The sequence below is a fragment of the Brevibacillus choshinensis genome (assembly GCF_001420695.1).
GTDB lineage: Bacteria > Bacillota > Bacilli > Brevibacillales > Brevibacillaceae > Brevibacillus > Brevibacillus choshinensis.
Genome location: NZ_LJJB01000010.1, coordinates 528440 through 548317 on the forward strand (window position 1 = coordinate 528440; position 19878 = coordinate 548317).

Annotated in this window: 15 protein-coding genes; 4 read left to right on the top strand and 11 right to left on the bottom strand. The window is 50.3% G+C overall.

The features are described from left to right. Nucleotide 1: 1 nt before the first annotated feature. On the bottom strand, nt 2-1258 hold the full coding sequence (locus tag AN963_RS12830; RefSeq protein ID WP_083496988.1) for a sensor histidine kinase: 1257 nt from the start codon (nt 1256-1258) through the stop codon (nt 2-4). Nucleotides 1259-1554: 296 nt separating this feature from the next. Here AN963_RS12830 and AN963_RS12835 point away from each other — a divergent pair, with 296 nt between their 5' ends. Beyond that, nucleotides 1555-2541, top strand: a complete 987-nt coding sequence (locus tag AN963_RS12835) for a glutaminase (protein ID WP_055744976.1) — start codon at nt 1555-1557, stop codon at nt 2539-2541. 27 nt (nt 2542-2568) lie between these two features. Further along, complete coding sequence (locus AN963_RS12840) at nt 2569-4005, top strand: alanine/glycine:cation symporter family protein (RefSeq protein ID WP_055744977.1); 1437 nt, start codon at nt 2569-2571, stop codon at nt 4003-4005. 145 nt (nt 4006-4150) lie between these two features. On the opposite strand, the gene AN963_RS12845 is transcribed toward AN963_RS12840, so the two are convergent. The 8 genes from AN963_RS12845 to AN963_RS12880 form a co-directional block, all read right to left on the bottom strand. Next, on the bottom strand, nt 4151-6106 hold the full coding sequence (locus AN963_RS12845) for a hypothetical protein (RefSeq protein ID WP_055744978.1): 1956 nt from the start codon (nt 6104-6106) through the stop codon (nt 4151-4153). Between the two features lie 101 nt (nt 6107-6207). Further along, nucleotides 6208-7041 (bottom strand): DUF2935 domain-containing protein, encoded by an 834-nt coding sequence (locus AN963_RS12850; protein ID WP_055744979.1) that lies wholly within the window; start codon nt 7039-7041, stop codon nt 6208-6210. 33 nt (nt 7042-7074) lie between these two features. Continuing rightward, nucleotides 7075-8193: an alpha-hydroxy-acid oxidizing protein gene (locus AN963_RS12855; RefSeq protein ID WP_055744980.1), complete on the bottom strand. Its 1119-nt coding sequence runs from the start codon at nt 8191-8193 to the stop codon at nt 7075-7077. Nucleotides 8194-8267: 74 nt separating this feature from the next. Further along, nucleotides 8268-8567, bottom strand: a complete 300-nt coding sequence (locus AN963_RS12860) for a c-type cytochrome (RefSeq protein WP_055744981.1) — start codon at nt 8565-8567, stop codon at nt 8268-8270. 179 nt (nt 8568-8746) lie between these two features. Beyond that, nucleotides 8747-10093, bottom strand: a complete 1347-nt coding sequence (locus tag AN963_RS12865; RefSeq protein WP_055744982.1) for a glutamine synthetase family protein — start codon at nt 10091-10093, stop codon at nt 8747-8749. Next, nucleotides 10087-11292: a M20 metallopeptidase family protein gene (locus AN963_RS12870; RefSeq protein ID WP_083496926.1), complete on the bottom strand. Its 1206-nt coding sequence runs from the start codon at nt 11290-11292 to the stop codon at nt 10087-10089. Before AN963_RS12870 ends, AN963_RS12865 begins: the two co-directional genes overlap by 7 nt. Before the next feature lie 30 nt (nt 11293-11322). Further along, on the bottom strand, nt 11323-12669 hold the full coding sequence (locus AN963_RS12875; protein ID WP_055744983.1) for an APC family permease: 1347 nt from the start codon (nt 12667-12669) through the stop codon (nt 11323-11325). A 12-nt stretch (nt 12670-12681) separates the two neighbouring features. Beyond that, the gene (locus AN963_RS12880) at nt 12682-13833 is read right to left on the bottom strand and encodes an amidohydrolase family protein (protein WP_055744984.1); all 1152 of its coding nucleotides are present in this window, start codon (nt 13831-13833) and stop codon (nt 12682-12684) included. Nucleotides 13834-14154: 321 nt separating this feature from the next. Here AN963_RS12880 and AN963_RS12885 point away from each other — a divergent pair, with 321 nt between their 5' ends. Next, nucleotides 14155-15942 carry a sigma 54-interacting transcriptional regulator gene (locus tag AN963_RS12885; RefSeq protein WP_055744985.1) on the top strand — a complete coding sequence of 596 codons (1788 nt, stop codon included), beginning with the start codon at nt 14155-14157 and terminating at the stop codon, nt 15940-15942. Further along, on the top strand, nt 15939-17270 hold the full coding sequence (locus AN963_RS12890; RefSeq protein WP_055744986.1) for an aspartate aminotransferase family protein: 1332 nt from the start codon (nt 15939-15941) through the stop codon (nt 17268-17270). The genes AN963_RS12885 and AN963_RS12890 overlap by 4 nt, the downstream gene beginning before the upstream one ends. 797 nt (nt 17271-18067) lie before the next feature. On the opposite strand, the gene AN963_RS12895 is transcribed toward AN963_RS12890, so the two are convergent. Beyond that, a complete protein-coding gene (locus AN963_RS12895) occupies nt 18068-19075 on the bottom strand; it encodes a histidinol phosphate phosphatase domain-containing protein (RefSeq protein ID WP_055744987.1) in 1008 nt (335 codons plus the stop codon). Beyond that, nucleotides 19072-19875 carry a DeoR/GlpR family DNA-binding transcription regulator gene (locus AN963_RS12900; RefSeq protein ID WP_055744988.1) on the bottom strand — a complete coding sequence of 268 codons (804 nt, stop codon included), beginning with the start codon at nt 19873-19875 and terminating at the stop codon, nt 19072-19074. Before AN963_RS12900 ends, AN963_RS12895 begins: the two co-directional genes overlap by 4 nt. Nucleotides 19876-19878 lie beyond the last annotated feature (3 nt).

A 19878-nucleotide genomic window follows, 5' to 3' on the forward strand; every position in this document is an offset into this window, starting at 1 on the left:
ATCACTCTTTCTGCATGAAATGTTCAACCCGCAATCGAATCTGGAAAATCGTTCCTTCTCCACCTTCGCCATCCTGTACAGAAATATCGCCCTGGAGTTGCTCTACCATTTCTTTCACGTAGGATAGCCCAATTCCCGTCGAAGGATTGCCCAAGCGATCGTACTTTGTGGTAAAGCCAGGCTTGAAGATCAATCTTTTCCGTCTGGGAGATACTCCAGGACCATTGTCGCTGACCCTGATGATCACCCAATCTTCTTCTCTCTCAACTCCAATCGAAATCGTGCCCTCCCTCTGTATAGCCTCCACCGCATTGGCTACCATGTTGTTGATGAGCGAAAGCACGGTGAACACATGATAAGCTTGATGATCGCCTCTCACCGTGCTGTCAAAATGAATGTCTTTCCCTAGCAGCCCGGCATATTTCTTGTTTGATCGGACGATGATTTCCACGAGCTGGTGAATATCCATATAATCCGTCATGCTCTCTTCGGAAATGAGCTTGAGCAGACCTGCAAAAATGCGCTGGTTATCTTTTTTGATCTCATGGACTTCCCCTGAAATGATGAGCGCCTGCCTGACAAACTCATCTGAAATGGCAGGAGAGGTGTGGCGAATATCCTGCAAGCCTTGGTATAAATCAAAGGATTTGACCGTGATGTTTTCTGCGTTTTGCAATGTTTTTTTGAGATGAACGGATTCCTCGTACAAATTGGAAATGAGCAGCAGCATATGTTCATTCTGCATTCTCGTCTGCCTTTCCCGCGATTGCGATTCGTAGAGCTTCATCATGTTCAAAAAGCTCAGGACGATAAAGCTGTGGGAAAGCGCGATGACCATCATTTCCTGGAGAGCTGCCAAAGTGACCATCGTATGGAATGCCCATTGCTGCACGAATAGTTCCATTAAGTCTGACAGCACTTCGATGACCATTCCGATGCATGCAATGAGTAAAGTCCGGTTGTGGAAGCGTTCCATTTTCACCAAATAAAACAATACCGAGTACGTGAAGTAAAAGAAAAAGCTGGAGTAGTGTGCCTCGAGTGAAGCAGAGAATTCAAACGGTGCTTTTGACACCAAATCGAGCAGGATACGGAATCCTACCACGACGATTCCAGTCAAAAACCCCGGTACAATGGCCGGAGTATTTTGAAACAACAACAGAAAAAAGAAAAAGGTAGGTGCGCCAAAGCTGATCCGGAATGTCTCGTTAACGGGATAAAACTTCAATTCCCCTGCCAAAGGGACCGTCACCATCATGAGAGCAAGGATATACATATCCTTTTTTGCAATGGAACTGAATTTCAATCCTTCCACTTCCCCTGTTTCTGAAAATCGAATCGCTATCCTCTCATCCCTATTATTCTTATCTAAAAAACATAGGAAGAACAAGCGTAGAAAAAATATTTATATAACTACCGAGGATAATCTGTGACTTCTCGTTTGATTCTGTAGGTTGGGTGATACCGTGTAGGTATGTGCGCTTAAAAAAGAGTGGAAGCGCTTTCGCTTCTCTTGTCAGCATGCAAAGGTGAGGGTTTGGGGAGGAAACGAACATGGTTCAAGCGGTATGGGAAGACGGCACAAAACAGCATGTACAAAGACTGGAGAAATTAGATCAATGGGTGGCTGAATGGCGTTCTGATGCTGAGAAGGGACGATGCGCGAGCTATATACCTGCATTGAAGCGAGTTAATCCCGCACAGTTGGGTATCTGTATCATCGAGCCGACTGGAAAAATGACGGTATCCGGCGATTGGGAAGCACCTTTCACGCTGCAAAGCATTTCAAAAGTAATCAGCTTGATAGCCGCTTGCTGCCATCATGGCATTCCCTATGTGTTGGAGCGAGTGGATGTCGAACCGACAGGTGACGCGTTCAATTCCATTATTCGTTTGGAAATGCACAAGCCGGGCAAACCATTTAACCCCATGATTAATGCAGGCGCTATTACAGTCGCTTCGCTTCTCCCGGGAAAATCAGAGCAAAAGCTGGCGTATGCAAACAGAATTTTCCAAAAGCTTACAGGCACACTACCCCTCGTGAACGAGGAAGTCTTCCGTTCCGAGTGGACAACCTCTCATCGGAACAGAGCCCTCTCCCACTATTTAAAAGATACTGGCTTTTTGGAATGCGAGGTAGAGGAAGCGCTAGAAGTCTATTTAAAGCTATGCTCGATCGAAGTAGATTCGCAGCAAATCGCCTTGATTGGATTGATCTTGGCCCTTGACGGCTTCCATCCGCTCCTCCAGGAACAAATCCTCCCGAAACAGGTGGTCAGGCTGGCGAAAGCCTTGATGCTTACCTGCGGAATGTACGACGCTTCTGGCAAATTCGCAGCTCATGTAGGACTTCCTGCCAAGAGCGGCGTATCGGGCGGGATTATGACCATGGTCCCTCCCAAGCAAAATGCCGCATCTCACTTTCCAGACGGCTGCGGGATTGGCTTGTTCGGGCCTGCCATTGATGAGTGCGGGAATAGTGTTGCTGGTGTTTCCCTGCTCAAACATATCGCGCAGGAATGGGATCTCAGCATTTTTTAGACAAAATCATGAATACGAGGTGACATCATGCAGCAAATCCTTCAAGAAGTCATCGGTTCCCTCAACGATTTTTTGTGGTCCAATGTGTTAATCATCATGCTCGTCTTTGTCGGTTTGTTTTTTACTTATAAAGGTAGATTTTTGCAGGTCCGCATGATCAGGGAAATGGTGCAGGCGATCCGCGAAGGCAAAACAGGCAAGAAAGAAGGCATCTCCCCTTTTCAGGCATTCTGTATCAGCATGGCGGCGCGCGTCGGAACCGGAAATATTACGGGGATTGCCATCGCTGTATCTTTGGGTGGACCTGGCTCCGTCTTTTGGATGTGGATTATCGCGATTATCGGATCAGCGTCGAGCTTTGTAGAGAGCACGCTAGCCCAGATCTATAAGATCAAAGACAAAGATGGCTTCCGCGGCGGCCCGGCGTACTACATGGAAAAGGGACTGAAGAAACGCTGGATGGGCGCTCTGTTTGCCATTTTGATCACCTTGTCCTTTGGCCTCGTCTTTAATGCGGTTCAGTCCAATACCATTACCGTCGCTTTCGAAAACTCATTTGGCACGGACCGATTGACGCTCGGCATCATCATGGCAATCCTCTTTGCCATCATCATCTTCGGCGGCGTCAAGCGCATCGCGAAAATGTCCGAGTACATCGTCATCGTCTTAGCTGTTCTGTACATCGGCATGGCGTTGTTCATCATCCTGATGAATCTGGGCAAGATGCCGGAAGTACTCTCCCTCATTGTGAAGAATGCATTTGGGTTTGATCAGGTAGCCGGCGGGACACTCGGCGCCGCTGTCCTTCATGGAGTAAAGCGCGGTCTATTCTCCAACGAGGCTGGGATGGGGAGTGCGCCTAACGCTGCAGCGACAGCAACGACCAGTCACCCTGTGAAGCAAGGCCTCATTCAAGCGTTTGGCGTTTTGACCGATACGCTGATCATTTGCACTAGCACGGCCTTCATCATTTTGCTTTCAGATGCGTACAAGCAACCGGGGCTGAGCGGTATCGAGCTTTCCCAAGCAGCGCTGAGCACTCATATTGGCCCGTGGGCTTCCGCATTCCTTGCCATCATGGTTTTCTTGTTCGCGTTTAGTACATTGATTGGCAACTATTACTACGGGGAGACCAATATCGAGTTTTTGAAGACAAACAAAGCTTGGCTCATGCTGTACAGAGTCAGCGTGCTCAGCATGGTCTTGTTCGGAGCCGTGGCAAAGGTCCAGCTCGTGTGGGATTTGGCAGACTTGTTCATGGGGCTTATGGTGATCGTCAACCTGATCGCGATCTTCCTCCTGTCGAGGGTTGCCTTTGCTGCCTTGCATGATTATGTGGTACAGAAAAAAGCGGGGAAAGATCCTGTGTTTTATCAGGACAGCATCGATGGCCTCGAAAATGCGGAAGCGTGGGAGCACTCTCCGATTCCGGACATTTCGCCGAAAAAGAGCGAAGTCTCCTAAAGACAGAGCCCGTCCGCTTGACGTTAATGAACTCCTGCCAAATAACCGATCGTCTATTCCACGAAGGAACGATCTCATGAATTAGAAATGGAAACAGCCAATCCGGAGCATGACCCGGATTGGCCTTCTTTATTCGTTTCGCGTTTCATTTCAGCAGAAGCAAGTATTTGATTAACGCCTCTTGCTCCTGAGGTGTAAACCCAGTGGTCTCGTCCACCCAGAATTCATGACCGATGCCTTGCACGTGAACCTGCTGCAAGTTGGCAGATCGGTTGGCGACAATTACCTTTTCTCTCAGCTTCTTATCCATGAGCGCACGCAAGCTGTTTGCCGGATCGGGCTGGATCCCCTTGGCCAGGGTTCCCGGATAACCGAGCTGTTTCTTCGCGTCTGGTCCTACCGTTACCCCTCCGTCATGTAAATAGGGCGCTGTCCAGTACAATCCGATCAGACTGGGTGTCTTGTATCCCCCCGAAGAGTTCCCTTTGGCAAAGGCCAAATTGATTTGCTCAGGATCAAGCATGTCCGTGGGAACCTTCAAGACTTTGGCGTTTGGCGGCACGGGAACCGGAGTATCCGGCGAGTAGATCGTTGCTTCTCCCCAGATTTTTTCCGTTGCCTTCAGCGCTTGCGCCCGGGATGGATCGGTACCGATTTCCGGCGCCGGAACGATCCGATTGTTGGTGTAGAAATCGCCTGCATGACACTTGATGCACGACGCCCGTTGGAATACGTCACGGCCTATTTCCAGTGTAGCCGCATCGGCCGTTATTGGCGGTTTAGGCGGTACGAGCTTGTTTTGCCAGGCGGACATCGCGTTGTTTTGTTCGTTTACCTTGGTTTTAGGCGAACTGACGATCAAACCGTCAGGAGCAATTAGCGTCGCTTTTGGAAACGAAGGCGGCAAGATTACCTGATTTACCCCTGGCGTTCCTGGTGTCGGGTCAACTTTTGCGAAGAACTCTGACGGCTTTATCCCTTCCGACGGTGAATAGCGGTATTTGGGATTGGCCGCATTTTGCAGGAGTGTTCCGATGTACACTTCCTTGTCGATGCCGAACAGTTCGCGACTGACTTCCGACTGCGAAAGAGAATCCGAATTTTGTGCATGTACGTTGTTGTTGAAGGTGCTCAATCCTTTAAACGGTCCAGCCATGGCATGTCCGCTCCAGCCGTATGGAAAATCACCCATCGTAAACGAATCGGGAATTTGCGCCGGATTGCTTTTCATGTCAATCGTGGAATCGAAATTCCCTTTTGGCCATTTCAGCGCATTTGCGTCTACCGCATCTTCCAACGCTTTTGGATCAGGCAAAGGGGCCTTTTTCCCATCACTGGTCTCAACTGTCCGATCCAGATTGTTCATGTACTTCTGCAGAGACTTAATATCCGTATGCGTAAAGTAGGCTGCCGAGTTGGTTCCCATGGCAATGAACAAGCCTGCGTTCAAGTCAGCATTTGGTGCCCCCTCGATGATCTGTCTGGTGTCTCGATCCACCGTCGCGTGACAGGCGGCACACGAAATCCCGGCTTTCCAGGTTCCTTCCGATTGCTTGAGCGGCATGCCAAGAACTTGATTCCACCCTTTGGGAACATCCAATCCCGTATCCACTTTCGTCCCTTTTTTAAACGTTTTGCCTCCGATGGTTACGGTCTTGGCCAGTTCCACCTGCAGGTTAGTTGTCCCTTCGCCGTTCAGTTCCCCAATCGCCTTTCTTACGTTGGCAAGTGTAAGGGGGCCGTTAAAAGCTCCCATGATGTCGGTGATGAACACTTCGTTGCCGAACGTTTCTTCATAAAACGCTTTTTTTCCCAAATCAATGAGGGCCTGATCTATTTTCACGGCTCCGTTCTGCCCAGACAGCATCGCCCGTCCTTGTGGGGTTTTCAGCAACTCTTCCGCTTCTTTTTGACTGATCGTCCGTCCCCACAGGTCATAAGCGGGTTCGTTTTCACCAGAGTTTTGCTGTGGATCAGCAGATAGACGCAAACGAGCACTCGTGGCTTCGGCCTGTTTTTGCTTTGCGTAGGTGATGCCCAGATTGACCAGTAAAACGAAGGAAACGATAAGGAGTGCGATCCAGTACGTTTTAATTCTCATGATTGTTCTCCCTTAAGTTGGAATGCGTAACCAATCATATTTTTGTATATTGGATCAAAATTATTCCTTTCGTTTCCCAAAATCTCCACTTTGAGTTTTGCTTACATTTGCGGGCGGGGTCGTGCCGGATTGCACGAAGGTTTTTGAACAGCCGTCACTTCCGACAGCTTCATCAGGTAATAGCACTCTTCCCTACCCATGTGGTCTGGGATCAGCGGAGTCAAAGTCCCTATCAGTTGCGCACTCAAGCTCAGTTCTTCCAATTCTTCGAGGAACTTGGAAAACAATAGAATTTCCCATTCCGCCTCTTGATCAAAACGCGTCAAAGCGGGAAACTGCTGCATGTTGGAGCGCATATAGCCGGCCATTTCAATCGCTTTCAAGTACAAGGCGTCGAATACTTTGATGAAATCTTCACTTTTTGCCTGTAGACGTTTTTCCACCATATCCAGCGAACGGGCAATTCCGGATGCGTGAGCGGATGCATCAGATAACCACAACAGATGATGGTGGATCGGATGCTGCAGCGGCGGGACTTGATCTGCCAACAACCAGACGAGAATCTCCAGGTACTCATCCGCTTCATTCACCATGTGATTGAGAAACGTAATCGGGAGGGACAGCTTGCCCGTCAGGCCTTCCCGAATCAGGTGGAGTTTGAATGTCCGAAGCTCATGCGTCAAAGCATTCGCCTGCCGATTTACCATTTGCAACTGATCCCCGCTTATCTCCTGGCGCGCTTGCATCAATAAACGGTCGTAAGCGGAAATGAAAGAGAACGCCCGTCGGCTGTCCGCTTCCGCTTGCCGGGGCAACGTATTGTACAACATGCGGGCGTGATCCCCGAGAATTTGCAGCCAAAATCGATGCTCAAACACTGCCGTCTGCTGATAGGTTCCTTCCAAGACCTTCCCTCCGGTTTCAACTTTCGCCATAGCCTATGTGCGTCCACCCAGAGGAGTACCTGTTTACCTCCTGATGAGAAAAGTGCGGTTCATTTCCGCGATGGACCTGATCCCACAGTTTGCCATCGTGAGATCCAAATCCGTGAATAAATTCTGGATCACCCGTCCAACGCCCGTTTCACCTGCCACCGCTAGTCCGTAGATGTAAGGGCGGCCGAACAGGATGGCCGATGCCCCGAGTGAGATCGCCTTGATCACATCCGGGCCGTTGCGAATGCCGCTGTCCATGAGCACGGGAATCCGTCCCCGCACGATGTCGAGAACATCAGGGAGAACGTCAAGAGAAGCCACTTCTCCATCCACCTGCCTGCCTCCGTGATTGGAGACGACAATGCCATCTGCACCATATCGCAAAGCCAATTCCGCATCCTGCATGTTTAAAATCCCTTTGATCAGAATCGGCAGCTTGGTATGGAGTCGCAGGAACGGCAGGTCTGCCCATGACAGGCTCGGATGGAAAAAAATGCTTCCGAACAGGGAGATCGCCGCTTGCCAATCTTGCTCCGGCGGTTTCCTCAGCTTTGCGCGAAAAGCAGGATCCGTCACAAAATTAGCGATGCCTTCTCCTACCTGGAATGGGTTGTAGCCATTACGAATGTCCCTCTCCCGCCAGCCGTACACCGGCAAGTCGACGGTGAGGACGATTGCGGAGTATCCTGCGGCTTCCGCCCGGCGAAGCAAGCTGGCTGTCACATCAGGGTCGTTTGGCCAGAACAACTGAAACCAGCGAGGTGCGTTTCCCATTACTGCTGCCACCTCTTCCAGCGGGCGGGAGGAGACGGTACTGAGAATAAACGGCACCCCCAGCGCTGCAGCCGCCCGTGCCGAAGCCAGTTCGCCCAGGGGATGGGCAATACCTTGAATGCTGATGGGCGCAAGCATTACAGGGGCAGGATATGTCTTGCCGAACAAGGTCACCCGTGCATCACGTTTCGATACGTTCCGAAGCACTTGAGGCTGCAATCTCCAGCTTCGAAATGCTTCCCTGTTCACACGGATGGTATCCTCATACCCTGCTCCGCCGTCGATGTAGTCGAATGGACCTTTTGCCAAAACACTTCTTGCCCTCGATTCCCATTCTGCGTATGAAACGGGAAGCTGTTGTCCTGCAGGTTGGCTCATCTTTTTTACACCCTTCCCAGGCGGCTGCCGCCTATATTCCTCAGAATATGTGCAATGCCAGTCGAAGGGTTCCCTTACTTTTTCTCAGACAGCCATTGGGCGAGCTTTTCAATGGTTCCTGCATCCAATTGATTGCCGAATGCCGGCATGAGCATCCCGCCATGCTGGATTTGCTGGGCGATCTGCGCTTTCGACTTACGGGAACCGACATGCAAAAGTTCTGGGCCGAAGCCTCCCTCCAAAGCTTGTCCATGACAAATCATGCAGTTGTTTCGGAAGACTTGTTCCGCTATGGCAGAACCTCCGATTTCTTGCGGCGCAAACGGCAACATCATGGTAAACAGTAAAGAAAAAATGGGCAGAACGGAGCTCAAGGCAGCTTCCTCCCTGTTTGTGAATAAGCAAAGGATTGTTCGGAATACCTTCAGGTAAAAATCTGATGCTAGTGTTTCGTTGCAAAAGGTTTTCCATTACAGGGAAATGAAGGGTAAAGAATGGAATGAAAAACCGGCGTTGCTTGTGAACGCCGGCTAGAATCTTCGTAATGGCTAGGTCAAAACAGATTCGCAAACAATTTGCGCTCCCAGTCACTTACGTAGCGATTGAATTTATCTGATTCTGTCCGCTTGATATTGATGAACTCTTCCCAAATAGATCGACCGATCGTTTCTGCCAGAATCGTGTCTTCTGCCAAATAACCGATCGCTTCCGGGAGAGAACGAGGTACCCAGCTGATTCCCCGCTCTTTCAATTCGGCATTGCTCATTTTGCTTACGTCCGTCGTAGCTGGCTCACCTGGCTCGATTCGGCTCTGGATTCCATGCAGCCCTGCAGCCACCAGGCACGCGGCCAACAAGTACGGATTACACGTGCCGTCCGCTCCCCGAAATTCAAAGCGTCTCGCTCGGCGCTTTTCTGGAATGCGCACGAGTACTGACCGATTACCTGAGCCGTAGCAAACATGGGCAGGAGCCCAAGTACCTGGCTGCATTCGCTTGTAGGAATTGACGCTCGGCGCTCCGATCGCAATCAGGGAAGGTGCATGCTTGAGCAGTCCGCCAATAAAGTGATAGGCCTTCTCTGACATATCCAATCCCCGCTGGTCAGAAGGATCTTCGAACAAGTTCTCCCCTGATTCGTCAAAGAGGCTGATATGCACATGCAGGCCGCTACCCGCCAGATGCTGAAACGGTTTGGGCATCAATGTACCGATCATCCCTTTGTCTTTCGCAATTTGTTTAAACAGGTGCATGAACGTCACCTGATTGTCCGTTGCCTGCAGGGCTGGCGTGTACTTCAAGTTGATTTCCAATTGACCAGGGCCGTATTCACTGGAGATTTGCTCGGTTTCCACACCCATTTTCTCCAACGAGAGGACAAAATCCTGAACAAAATCCTCCTGCACATCCACACCGACCGTCGAGAAGCAATGGCTGTTGTCCGCCGTCTGGATCTTGTCGTCTACTTCACGAAGCAAATACGCTTCCTGTTCAAATGCCATAAACATCTTCCCGCCAAGCTTTGACTCTACCTCGGACAAAAGTCGCTTGAGCGCATTGCGCGGGCACCCTGCCCATGGATCTCCATTGGCATCGACGAGATCACATAGCATCCGAGCCGTACTTTTCCGATACGGTAGGATGGCAAACGTCGCTGGATCAGGAATCGCGAAAAAATCCCCATCGTTCGCGCCATACGTTGGATTCGGAATGTACTCGTCAAAGCAGTCGAAGCTCATAATCGCTGTACTGAAATTGACTCCTTTGTCCATGGCACTGGCGAGCTGGGCCGGACGAACAGTCCTTCCACGTGTCACCCCTGCATAATCAAGAAATTCAATCCGAATGAATTCGATTTGTTCTTTTTCTACAATTCCCAACACTTCTTCTTTTGTTAGCATGTCTCTTTCTCTCCTTTTTCCAACCATGTGAGAACCGTATGGGTACATACTTGTACGCCAATCGGAATAATGTCCTGATCAAATTGAAATTGCGGATGGTGCAAATCGTACACAGGTTGATCCGCTTGCTGAATGCCCAGTCGGAAATACGTGCTCGGGACCTGTTCGGCAAAGGCTCCGAAATCATCTGCCCCCATCGACGGCTCAGGCAAGACGTAGACAGCTGATTCCCCCAAAAGCTCTGCTGCACACTGTTTGACGCAATCGGTCAGCATTGGATCATTGATGACAGGGGGAAAGCCTTCGTTGTAGGTGATCTTAACCGTCGCTCCATACGCTTCCACGATTCCTTTCACGAGCGAGATAAACTGCTGCCGCAATTTGTTTCTCGTCTCACGTGACACCGTCCTCGTCGTTCCTTCCATGATCACCCGATCTGCAACAATGTTGCTCGCCGTCCCACCCTGAATCTTACCGACGTGTACGACTACAGGGTCAACGGGGTTGGTTCCCTTCGTCACGAGAAGAGAGAGCGCCTGGAGAATCTGACTGCTGATCGCAATCGCATCGACCGCATGCTGTGGTCGCGCGCTGTGGCCACCCTTGCCTTCGATCGCGATCCGAAAATCGTCACACGAGGCAGTGATTGCTCCATTCCTCACCCCTACGGAACCAAACGGCAAATGTGGCCACAAGTGCAGAGCTAGCATGCCATCCACGCGAGGATTGTCCAGGACACCTTCTTCGATCATCTGCTGCGCCGCTCCATCCGCTTCTTCACCCGGCTGGAAAATGCAGCGCACACGCCCTTTCCACTTGCCTTTCATTTGAAACAGCTGATAGACCGTCCCAAGCAAAATAGTGGTATGCCCATCATGTCCACAAGCGTGCATGACACCTGGTTGTTTAGATGCAAAGGACAGCTTTGTTTTTTCTTCAATGGGCAGGGCGTCAATATCGGCTCGAACCCCTATGTGGCGCCCCTCTCCCTCTTCACCGATCAAGTCGACGACGACCCCTGTCTCCCCAAAGCGACGATGCGGGATGCCCCACTTTTCTAGCCAGGACATGATATACGAGCACGTCTGATACTCCTGAAAGGACAGCTCTGGATTTTGGTGGAGGTGACTCCTGATTTCGTAGAGCTGCTGCGAGAGCTCCTCGCCGGGCATCAGTTTGTCGTGAATGGAACTTTTCATGAATGATCCCTTCCTATCTGATTACCATGGCTACTGACTGAGAGTAGATTGGCTTTTCTTTTGGAACAGCTTGAATACAAAGAACAGAGCTCCCATCCAAATGGCGCCGCGAACCAGCGTCATCGGGGAACCGACGAACGAGCCGTAACAGACAATGCCGATTCCAATAAAGCCCAAGATCGGAAAGAGAGGATACAAAGGCTGTTTCCATGGCAGTTGCTGGATCTCATCTGGGTACTTTTTGCGGTAGAGAATGGAAGCAATCAAAGCGAGCGTCCAGGAAACCATCCAGGCAAGAACCAACTGATTGGACAGCTCTACATAGAGGAAATCGGGATTCAAGGAACCCAGAATCACGAGAGCTACGGAGCAAGCCCACACAAACAGGATGCCGTACACAGGTGTTTTCGTTTTGGGATGGAGGTAACCGAAAAACGCTGGCAAGAACCCTTCACGCGCTTGGGCAAAAAAGATACGCGAGGCTGCATACAATGTCCCCATCAAAATGCAAGTCGCAGCAGCAATCCAGGCGACGGCATTCATGACAAAGGCTCCAGCAAAGCCAAACACTTGCCCAGCCGCAACCGTAAACGGCGAGCTGTCCATTGTGATCTGATCCCAAGGAATCAGCCCTTGCAGAACAGCTTGTGCTGCCGTGTAGAGAAGCAGGAATGTAATTCCAGACCAGATCAGCGCTTTTGGCAAATCTTTCGGGTCCTTACATTCTCCCCCGGCTGTTGCCAGCGTCACCGCACCCAAGTAAGCGTATGTGCCGAGCGGAATAGCCGACCAGAAGCCGTCCGATCCGTGCGGGAGAAACGGAGTGAAATTAGCGAGATTCATATCTTTTAAACCAATGAGAGAGAAGATAGCAATAACGGCCGTCATAATGATCACGAGTAATAATTGCGTTGTTGCAGCAATTTCTGTCCCCAACACGTTTAGTACAGCAAACACCGTAATAAAGAAAACGGCGAAAATGACTGACCAGTACTCACCCTGTAGCTGTGGGAAGAACCACATCGTTATTTTTCCTAGCGCCAACCCGACGCTACCACCTGCAATGACCCATCCGAGCGCAAACGTTACTCCGGATAAAAAGCCCCACCAGCGCCCCATCATCCGCTCTACCCAACGGGACATGGCTCCGGCATTAGGCATCCCGACCGCCAGCTCCCCGAGCGCGATCATCAGAAAAAATTGTGAGAGACCTGCGACAAAGTATGCGAGAATGGCTCCTGGTCCTGCCATCGCGATCCCTTGTCCCATGAGCAGGAAGACACCGTCACCGACGACGGCTCCTACCCCCAATGCCCAAATGTGCCAATACCCAAGCTTTCGCTCCGGTGCAAGCTCCAACACTCGCTGTTCCATCATGGCACCCCCAAATTATTTGATATAAATACTCTCAAAGTTGCGGTACAACACCATTTCTCCGATGTATTGCGCAGTCTCGGCGTCCACGTAGTCAGACTCCACCCACGACTGCAGCACTTGTTCAAAGCACTCCTTGAACAGATGTACACCCAGCCAGTTCATTTCTGGAACGGTAAAGGCATCGGAGCCGTACATCACCTTGTCAAACGGTGCAAATTCAAAGACTTGTGAGAGAATCCGTTTGACTCCGTGACCAACAAAAGGATTTTGCAAGGATATGTCCATGTAGACGTTTGGCAAAATGCTAACGATGAAAGCCGCTTCTTCCACCCACGGATAGCCACCATGAACGAGATGGACCTTTGTTTCTGCGTAAGCCTGGGTGCGCAGCATGGGGAGGAGAAAGCTCGGACTCGCCTTGGGCAGGACAACATCCCCATCCCCTACGCCTGTATGGATGTGCATGACCTTGTCTGCCGCTGTGCATTCTTCCATAGCGATGTGCAAGCAGTAATCGCGCAAGGCTTTTGCTTCCGCACGTTCATTTGCCAGGAATTCCTCCCATTGTGCTGCAGCGGCCTGTTCATTCTTGTCTAGCACTTCTAATCCGCTGCGATAGGCGATGATCGATTTTAATCCGACGACATCCGGACGTTGCAAAGCGTTTCGCAAATCTGCGCGATACAACTCGACGAACTCCCCGAAGCTGGCACACTCTTTTCGCAAGCGCACCATCACGGGCTCAATTCGGTGAATCTCCCAGATCCTCGCTCCACACAGGTCGGCGTACGCTTGCTTTTTCAGCATCGGCATGGGATACCCAAAGTCCGCGATGACACCCGTGAGCTTTGCATCCGCGAATAGTTCTCTCGTATACGCCTGGAAGTTTCCCGCTCGCTCATTTCGTTGTTTCACGACTTCTGCAAGCGTTGGTTCACAGCCAAAGTAACGCGCCATTCGCCTGATTAGAATCTGCATCCACATGATCGAACCCGGGTAAGGCTGATGCGGGGATGAGACTTGGCCTTTGTGCATTTGCTCAGGTAGTACGGATAAGGACAGCTTGCGAATAAACGCCTCGGTCGTATAAGGTTGTTCGTTCGCTACGTACGGATGGGCATGGACGTCTACCGCTTGTATATCTCGCAATGATATTTCTGTCATAATGACCCCCTGTATGATGTGATACCGTGTCATTCAGCAACATCCGTGCCAACCGCTCCAAAACCGAAAAAGACGCATGAATATTCGCTCTTTTATACAATCCTCCTAACAGAAAGCGAAAAAAAGTCTCCAATCGCCCATTATCTTTCGAAAGATTTTTTTCATTCGAAATTTTCATTCTTTATTCCAATTATACCTTTCAAAAGATCTGAATGTTCTGCTATAGTTTACAAAATGAATCTCTTCTACCAAGCTACAGGAAGGAAAACGCTCATTTTTTTTCACTAAAAATTTTTCAGTATGTGGAGGCGATCTATACACATGAACGCTATCTCCAGTCTCCCTTTGCTCGATGTCTGGAACGCCAGCTTTGACAGCATGGTCATCACCGATGAAAAGGGAGATATTCTCTCCTTAAACAGAGCGGCTACACGACTGTTTTCCAGTAGTCCAAGCAGTTTGATTGGTATCTCCATCTTTGAACTGATTCCATCCGAAGAGTTCCGCAAGTGCATTCACATGAGCAAAAACATGACCGGGATCGCCATTTCATTTGGTACGCAGCAGTTGATCGCGAATCTCTCCTGTATCCACACCTCATCGAATCCGCCACTCTTTCTGCTCACCTTTAAGAACATGACACAGACACAGCAATTACAGCACCAGCTCCAGCAAATGAACGAAGCCAAGGCCATGTACGACTCCATCCTCGACCAATTGGAGGAAGGCGTGGTCAGTATTGATCAGCAAGGAAAAATCATTTTCTACAATCGGAAAATGGGCGAGCTCGATACGATGGAACCCGACGCGGTCAGGGATAAGAGGCTAGCGGATGTCTGGTCACTCGACGAAGAAACCAGCACACTCTTGACTTGCTTGCGAACAGGCCGGGTGCTCAATCACCGGGAAACCCATTTCACGAACAACGGAAAAGCCGTGACTACTCTCTCCCGCACGATGCCACTGTATGTGGGAAGCAAAAAAGTAGGGGCGGTAGAAATCTCCAAAGATATTACCGAACAAAAGCATTTGACCGAGACTATCTACCAATTGCAAAAGCAGACTTCCGCCTCATCCGTCCCACGGGTGCCTACCACAGAGAAAAGCAACACCCGATACCAGTTCGAGACCATCGTCTACTCGAGCAAGGAAATGGGCTACATGATCGAGCAAGCCCGCAGATCTGCCCGCTCTCGTTCGAATATTCTGATTGCGGGAGAAACCGGGACTGGCAAAGAGCTTATCGCCCAGAGCATTCACAATGAAAGTCCACGCAAGCACAAGCCCTTTATCGCTCAAAATTGTGCTGCCCTGCCGGAAGCCTTGCTCGAAGGTTTACTATTTGGGACGAGTGTCGGTAGCTTTACGGGAGCCATCGATCGGGCCGGTCTTTTTGAGCAAGCACACGGGGGCACGTTGCTCTTGGACGAGATCAACTCGATGAATCCCAACCTCCAAGCCAAGCTCCTCCGCGTCCTGCAGGAAAGGAAAATCCAACGGCTCGGATCATCCAAGGTACTCGACATCGACGTTCGGGTGATTGCCACGATGAACGAAGATCCGCACGACGCCATCGCCAATGAACACCTGCGGGAAGACCTGTATTACCGTCTCGGCGTGGTCAATATTTTCATTCCCCCCTTACGAAAAAGAAGAGAAGACATTCCCGTTCTCATCGACTCTTTCATTCAAAAACACTCGATAGGATTGGGAGTGGAGGTAGAAGGCGTGGACGATGATGTGTTCCACTTCTTCCTGAATTACAGCTGGCCAGGCAACGTCCGTCAGCTGGAGCATACGATCGAAGGCTCTCTGAATCTCGTGTATGACGAAACGATGATTTCCTTTGATCACCTCCCCCCTGACTTCAAACAAAAAATGAACCAACTCGCCGAGCCCACTCTCTCTTCTCAGCCTTCTGTCCATGATTTCCGGGGCAATCTCCCCGAACAAATCGAACATCTCGAACGGGTCATGATTGAACAAGCACTACGGGATGCCAAGGGGAACATTACCAAAGCGAGTGAGCAGCTAGGGATACCTCGTCAAAATCTGAACTACAAGCTAAAAAAATACGATCTCAAAAATGTTAGGGGGATGCTCTCATGAACCAGGACACACTGCTTTCAATCGAAGACAAAGTGATTTCCAACGCGTTGAAAATTCGCTTTTACCCGATGGCTGTCGCCTCCGCGCACGGAACCAGACTGATGGACGAAGCAGGCGTGTCTTATCTGGATTTGAGCGCTGGCTGGGCGGTTGCGGGTATCGGGTACGGCCATCCTCGCATTGCCCATCAATTAAAAAAGCAGTATGAGACCATCTCGTTTACATCCCAATTGACCATTCCCGAGAAAAACATGGTCGGCTTGGCGCAAAAGCTCATCGAGATCACGCCAGGCTCGTTTGAGAAAAAGGTCTGGTTTGGACATTCCGGTTCGGACGCGAATGACTGTGTATACAAGCTGTGGCCGCTCGTCCGCAATCGGTCGCGTCTTGTCTCCTTTATGGGCTCCTATCACGGGCAGACGATGGGCTCCCTTTCCTTATCCGGCCATCCTGCCCAAGCCAAATTTATCGGACATGGCAATGTCGTGAAGCTTCCGTATCCGAACCCCTATCGTCCTCCATTCGGCGAGACGCAGGCGCTCACGTCGCAAGTTATTTCATACATCGAAAATGAACTCTTTCGCACAATCTGTCCCCCCGAAGACACAGCCGGACTGATCGTCGAAGGAATCCAGAGCGACGGTGGATTGATTGTACCTCCTGATGACTTCTTGCCAGAATTGCAAAAGCTGTGTCAGCGTTATGATATCTCCCTGATCTTTGATGAAGTGAAGGTAGGAATGGGCCGGACGGGGAAATGGTTCTCCTTTGACCACTACAACCTGGCTCCTGATGCTGTCGTCGTAGGCAAATCACTGGGGGCAGGCTTGCCGATTAGCGCGGTGATAGCCCGAAAAGAGCTGCTAGATGCAGGTTTCGGCGTACACATGTTCACGGCAAGCGGCAATCCCGTCTGCAGTATAGCAGCTCTAGAAAATATCGCTATTTTGGAAGAAGAGCGGCTCATCGAGAATGCAGCTGAAAACGGAGCCTATTTTTTGAAACTGTTGGAAGAGCTGAAGCAAAGATACGAGTGGATCGGCGATGTGCGCGGACGTGGACTGGCCATTGGAGTGGAACTCGTGGAGGACCGCTCATCCAAAATTCCTGCCGCTGAAAAGACGGCCGCCGTTTGTTATCGAGCTTTTGAATTGGGCATGCTTGTCTTTTATGTCGGAATTCATAGCAATGTCATAGAAATCACCCCGCCATTGACGATCTCCAAACAGGAAATCGACTTGGCGGTCTCGATTTTGGATCAAGCTCTCAAGGATCTGGAGAACAACAACATCGACATGGAAAAGGTCAGACAATATGCCGGATGGTAGTCGCCTGACAGATTGACGCAGTAAGGAAAACCTTTATCGAGGCCTTTCAGGAAATACACCCGCTTCTTTTTTACACTCGGTCCGACTGTAGTGGATGTGAGGAAAAAGGGGAAAACGCTCCAGCTTCATAGGAACACCTACTGGGGGGCATCCCTGTCCAGCTCCCTGTAAAAAACGAAACCGCGTCCAAAGCAGCCGTCTCGGGGAGCTTATCAGAGGTGGACGCTTACAACCGTGTTTCGTTTTTTCCATTGCGCCTTGGTTGGTGTTCCAAAGATCTTCCGCTTATTTCCCCTTTTTCCTCGACCACCTTTGGTTCTTCCACGTGTCTTTTCTTGGGAGCTTTCCACGAAGTTTATTTGAGGGAAACCCTTCGCGGGAAAATGCCTATGAAGAACGAAAGGTTGGTTCTCCTTATTCAATGGCTCCCATTACACGTCGAGCAGACATATTTGACTACTTCGTTCTTCTCTTGATTCACCCATGTCCTTCGAAGCGCAACGATTGGGAAAGTAAGCTTTTGCTCCCTCGAACTTCTTCATACCAGGTTGCTAGAAGTCATAACAGTTCGCAGGAGAAGCAGGTTTCCAGGCGGAACAACTCCGGAACCCTGCTTCTCCCCACCACAGCACGCAAAAAAAATGATAAAATTCCTATCTTACAAAAAAGAAGGGGCGAGCGACCGCGTTTTGCGGATGGTTATTCTTGCTGAATCAAGCAGATAAGCTAAGAAGTTTATACTTTCTAATTCAGTAAATAAAACCGGCGCTCTTGGTGAACGCCGGTTATTCCTTGTTTTATTCTGTATCATCCAAAGGGACCAACCTGCGCTCACGCCGTTCGAACGTGGCAATCTCCCGGTATCCAGCTTTTCGCAACAATTGCCTCGCCTCTACCAAATAACTGCCCAAATGGTCAGGAAAATGGGAATCCGAAGAAGTCGTGATCGGCACCCCGTGCTCGTGGAGGATTTGCAAAAAACGGTAGCTCGGGCACATTTCCTTGACGGGATACCGATAGTACAATCCTGTATTCACTTCTGTTGCGACTCCGTGTTGCTGCAAGGCGCGGGCAATTCGCTGATACAGTGGGAGAAGCTGTTCCTCTGGCGGACGATGCCCGAACACCTTCAGATTGTCCAAATGGGCGACAATATCGAATAATCCGCTGCCAATCGCTCGCTCTACAACAGCAAACGTCTGCTCATAGAGCGAGAGCAAATCTGTATGTTCAAAACGGTCTTGCGCATCTGGATTGTCAAAGCCCCAGCCGTCAGCAAAATGAATGGAGCCAATGACATGATCCCACGGATAAGCCTCCATCATCGGGGCGAGCACGTTTTCTCCTCCCACGAAGTAATCGGCTTCGATCCCTAAACGCAAGTTGATTCCGTCTGCTTTCCAAATGGCCTGCTGTGACTGGATGAACGAGACGAAATGATCGATTGAATCCGTGCATACCTGGTCCAGCCATATGCGCTGGATGTGCCCCAAAGGATCATCCTGCAAGTGCATGTGTTGCTCGAAATACGGCTTGAATTCCTTGAAGCGATAGAGATGGTCGACGATCCCCACTTCTCGCAAGCCCAATTGCTTGGCACGCAAGCGGTAGAGATCTAACCACTCCTGGGAATAAGCTCCTTGATTCACTCGTCTCGCCATCCATCCCGACAGCTCTTCCATCCATTCCCGAGAATGCCTGTCGAAAGTAGGCTGGTAAAAAGACAGCAACGCTTCAGCTGTCCTGCTCCACCAGCGCAGAGAATACGGCCCCTCCTCTAGGTGAACGTGATAATCGACATTCATGCTCTTCCCTCCCCGATTTCGACCGCCATCCAGGTGACCCCTTTACTTTCCAGCTCATTATCCCAGGACGCAGGCTTCTCGTGGTCAGAAATGATGACATCCACGGCGTCCAATGACGTAATTTTGCAAAATGCCTGCACGCCGATTTTGCTCTGGTCAGCCAGAACGAAAACGGCTTTGGACACTCTGGCCATCACGATCGACATCATGGACTCGTTGATGTCGTAGTCGCTGATCCCTGTCGAAAGGGATATGCCGCCGACAGAAATGAACGCTTTGTCGACATGGAACGTCTCTAGCATTTTTTCGCAAAGCGGGCCACTGATCGATTGCTGCTCCGTGTTGATTTCCCCGCCTAACAGAACGACTTTTCCCGTAAACAATTGCTGATTTAGTGACTCCGCCAACAAGGAGGCAACCGGGAGAGAATTGGTCAACACCGTCAACCGCTTTCTGCCCTGAATGGCTCGTGCAAACTCTAGCATCGTCGTCCCTGTGTCGATCACGACTGTATCACCGTCGGATAAAAGCTCGGCCGCCCGCTGACCGATTGCCCGCTTTGCCGCCAGATTGATATCCTGTCGCTGGTAATACGGCGGCTCCCCTTCAGCATAGTTCTGCTTGACCGCGCCCCCATATACGCGCTTTAGCCTCCCGATCTGCTCCAAGGCATCCAAGTCACGGCGGATCGTCTCACTTGATACCTCTAGCCGCTCGGCCAACGATAACACTTTTACTTTTCCGTATAGATTTAGTTCCTCGATGATCACTTTTTTTCTTTCTTCCGCTAAGATGGACATTCG

Bases quoted from the DNA above. Each gene is read 5' to 3' on its own strand.
- AN963_RS12870 (WP_083496926.1), bottom strand. From the start codon at position 11,292: ATGAAAAGTTCCATTCACGACAAACTGATGCCCGGCGAGGAGCTCTCG.
- AN963_RS12865 (WP_055744982.1), bottom strand. From the start codon at position 10,093: ATGCTAACAAAAGAAGAAGTGTTGGGAATTGTAGAAAAAGAACAAATC.
- AN963_RS12835 (WP_055744976.1), top strand. From the start codon at position 1,555: ATGGTTCAAGCGGTATGGGAAGACGGCACAAAACAGCATGTACAAAGA.
- AN963_RS12880 (WP_055744984.1), bottom strand. From the start codon at position 13,833: ATGACAGAAATATCATTGCGAGATATACAAGCGGTAGACGTCCATGCC.
- AN963_RS12840 (WP_055744977.1), top strand. From the start codon at position 2,569: ATGCAGCAAATCCTTCAAGAAGTCATCGGTTCCCTCAACGATTTTTTG.
- AN963_RS12885 (WP_055744985.1), top strand. From the start codon at position 14,155: ATGAACGCTATCTCCAGTCTCCCTTTGCTCGATGTCTGGAACGCCAGC.
- AN963_RS12875 (WP_055744983.1), bottom strand. From the start codon at position 12,669: ATGATGGAACAGCGAGTGTTGGAGCTTGCACCGGAGCGAAAGCTTGGG.
- AN963_RS12855 (WP_055744980.1), bottom strand. From the start codon at position 8,193: ATGAGCCAACCTGCAGGACAACAGCTTCCCGTTTCATACGCAGAATGG.
- AN963_RS12850 (WP_055744979.1), bottom strand. From the start codon at position 7,041: ATGGCGAAAGTTGAAACCGGAGGGAAGGTCTTGGAAGGAACCTATCAG.
- AN963_RS12900 (WP_055744988.1), bottom strand. From the start codon at position 19,875: ATGTCCATCTTAGCGGAAGAAAGAAAAAAAGTGATCATCGAGGAACTA.
- AN963_RS12890 (WP_055744986.1), top strand. From the start codon at position 15,939: ATGAACCAGGACACACTGCTTTCAATCGAAGACAAAGTGATTTCCAAC.
- AN963_RS12830 (WP_083496988.1), bottom strand. From the start codon at position 1,258: ATGATGGTGACGGTCCCTTTGGCAGGGGAATTGAAGTTTTATCCCGTT.
- AN963_RS12895 (WP_055744987.1), bottom strand. From the start codon at position 19,075: ATGAATGTCGATTATCACGTTCACCTAGAGGAGGGGCCGTATTCTCTG.
- AN963_RS12845 (WP_055744978.1), bottom strand. From the start codon at position 6,106: ATGAGAATTAAAACGTACTGGATCGCACTCCTTATCGTTTCCTTCGTT.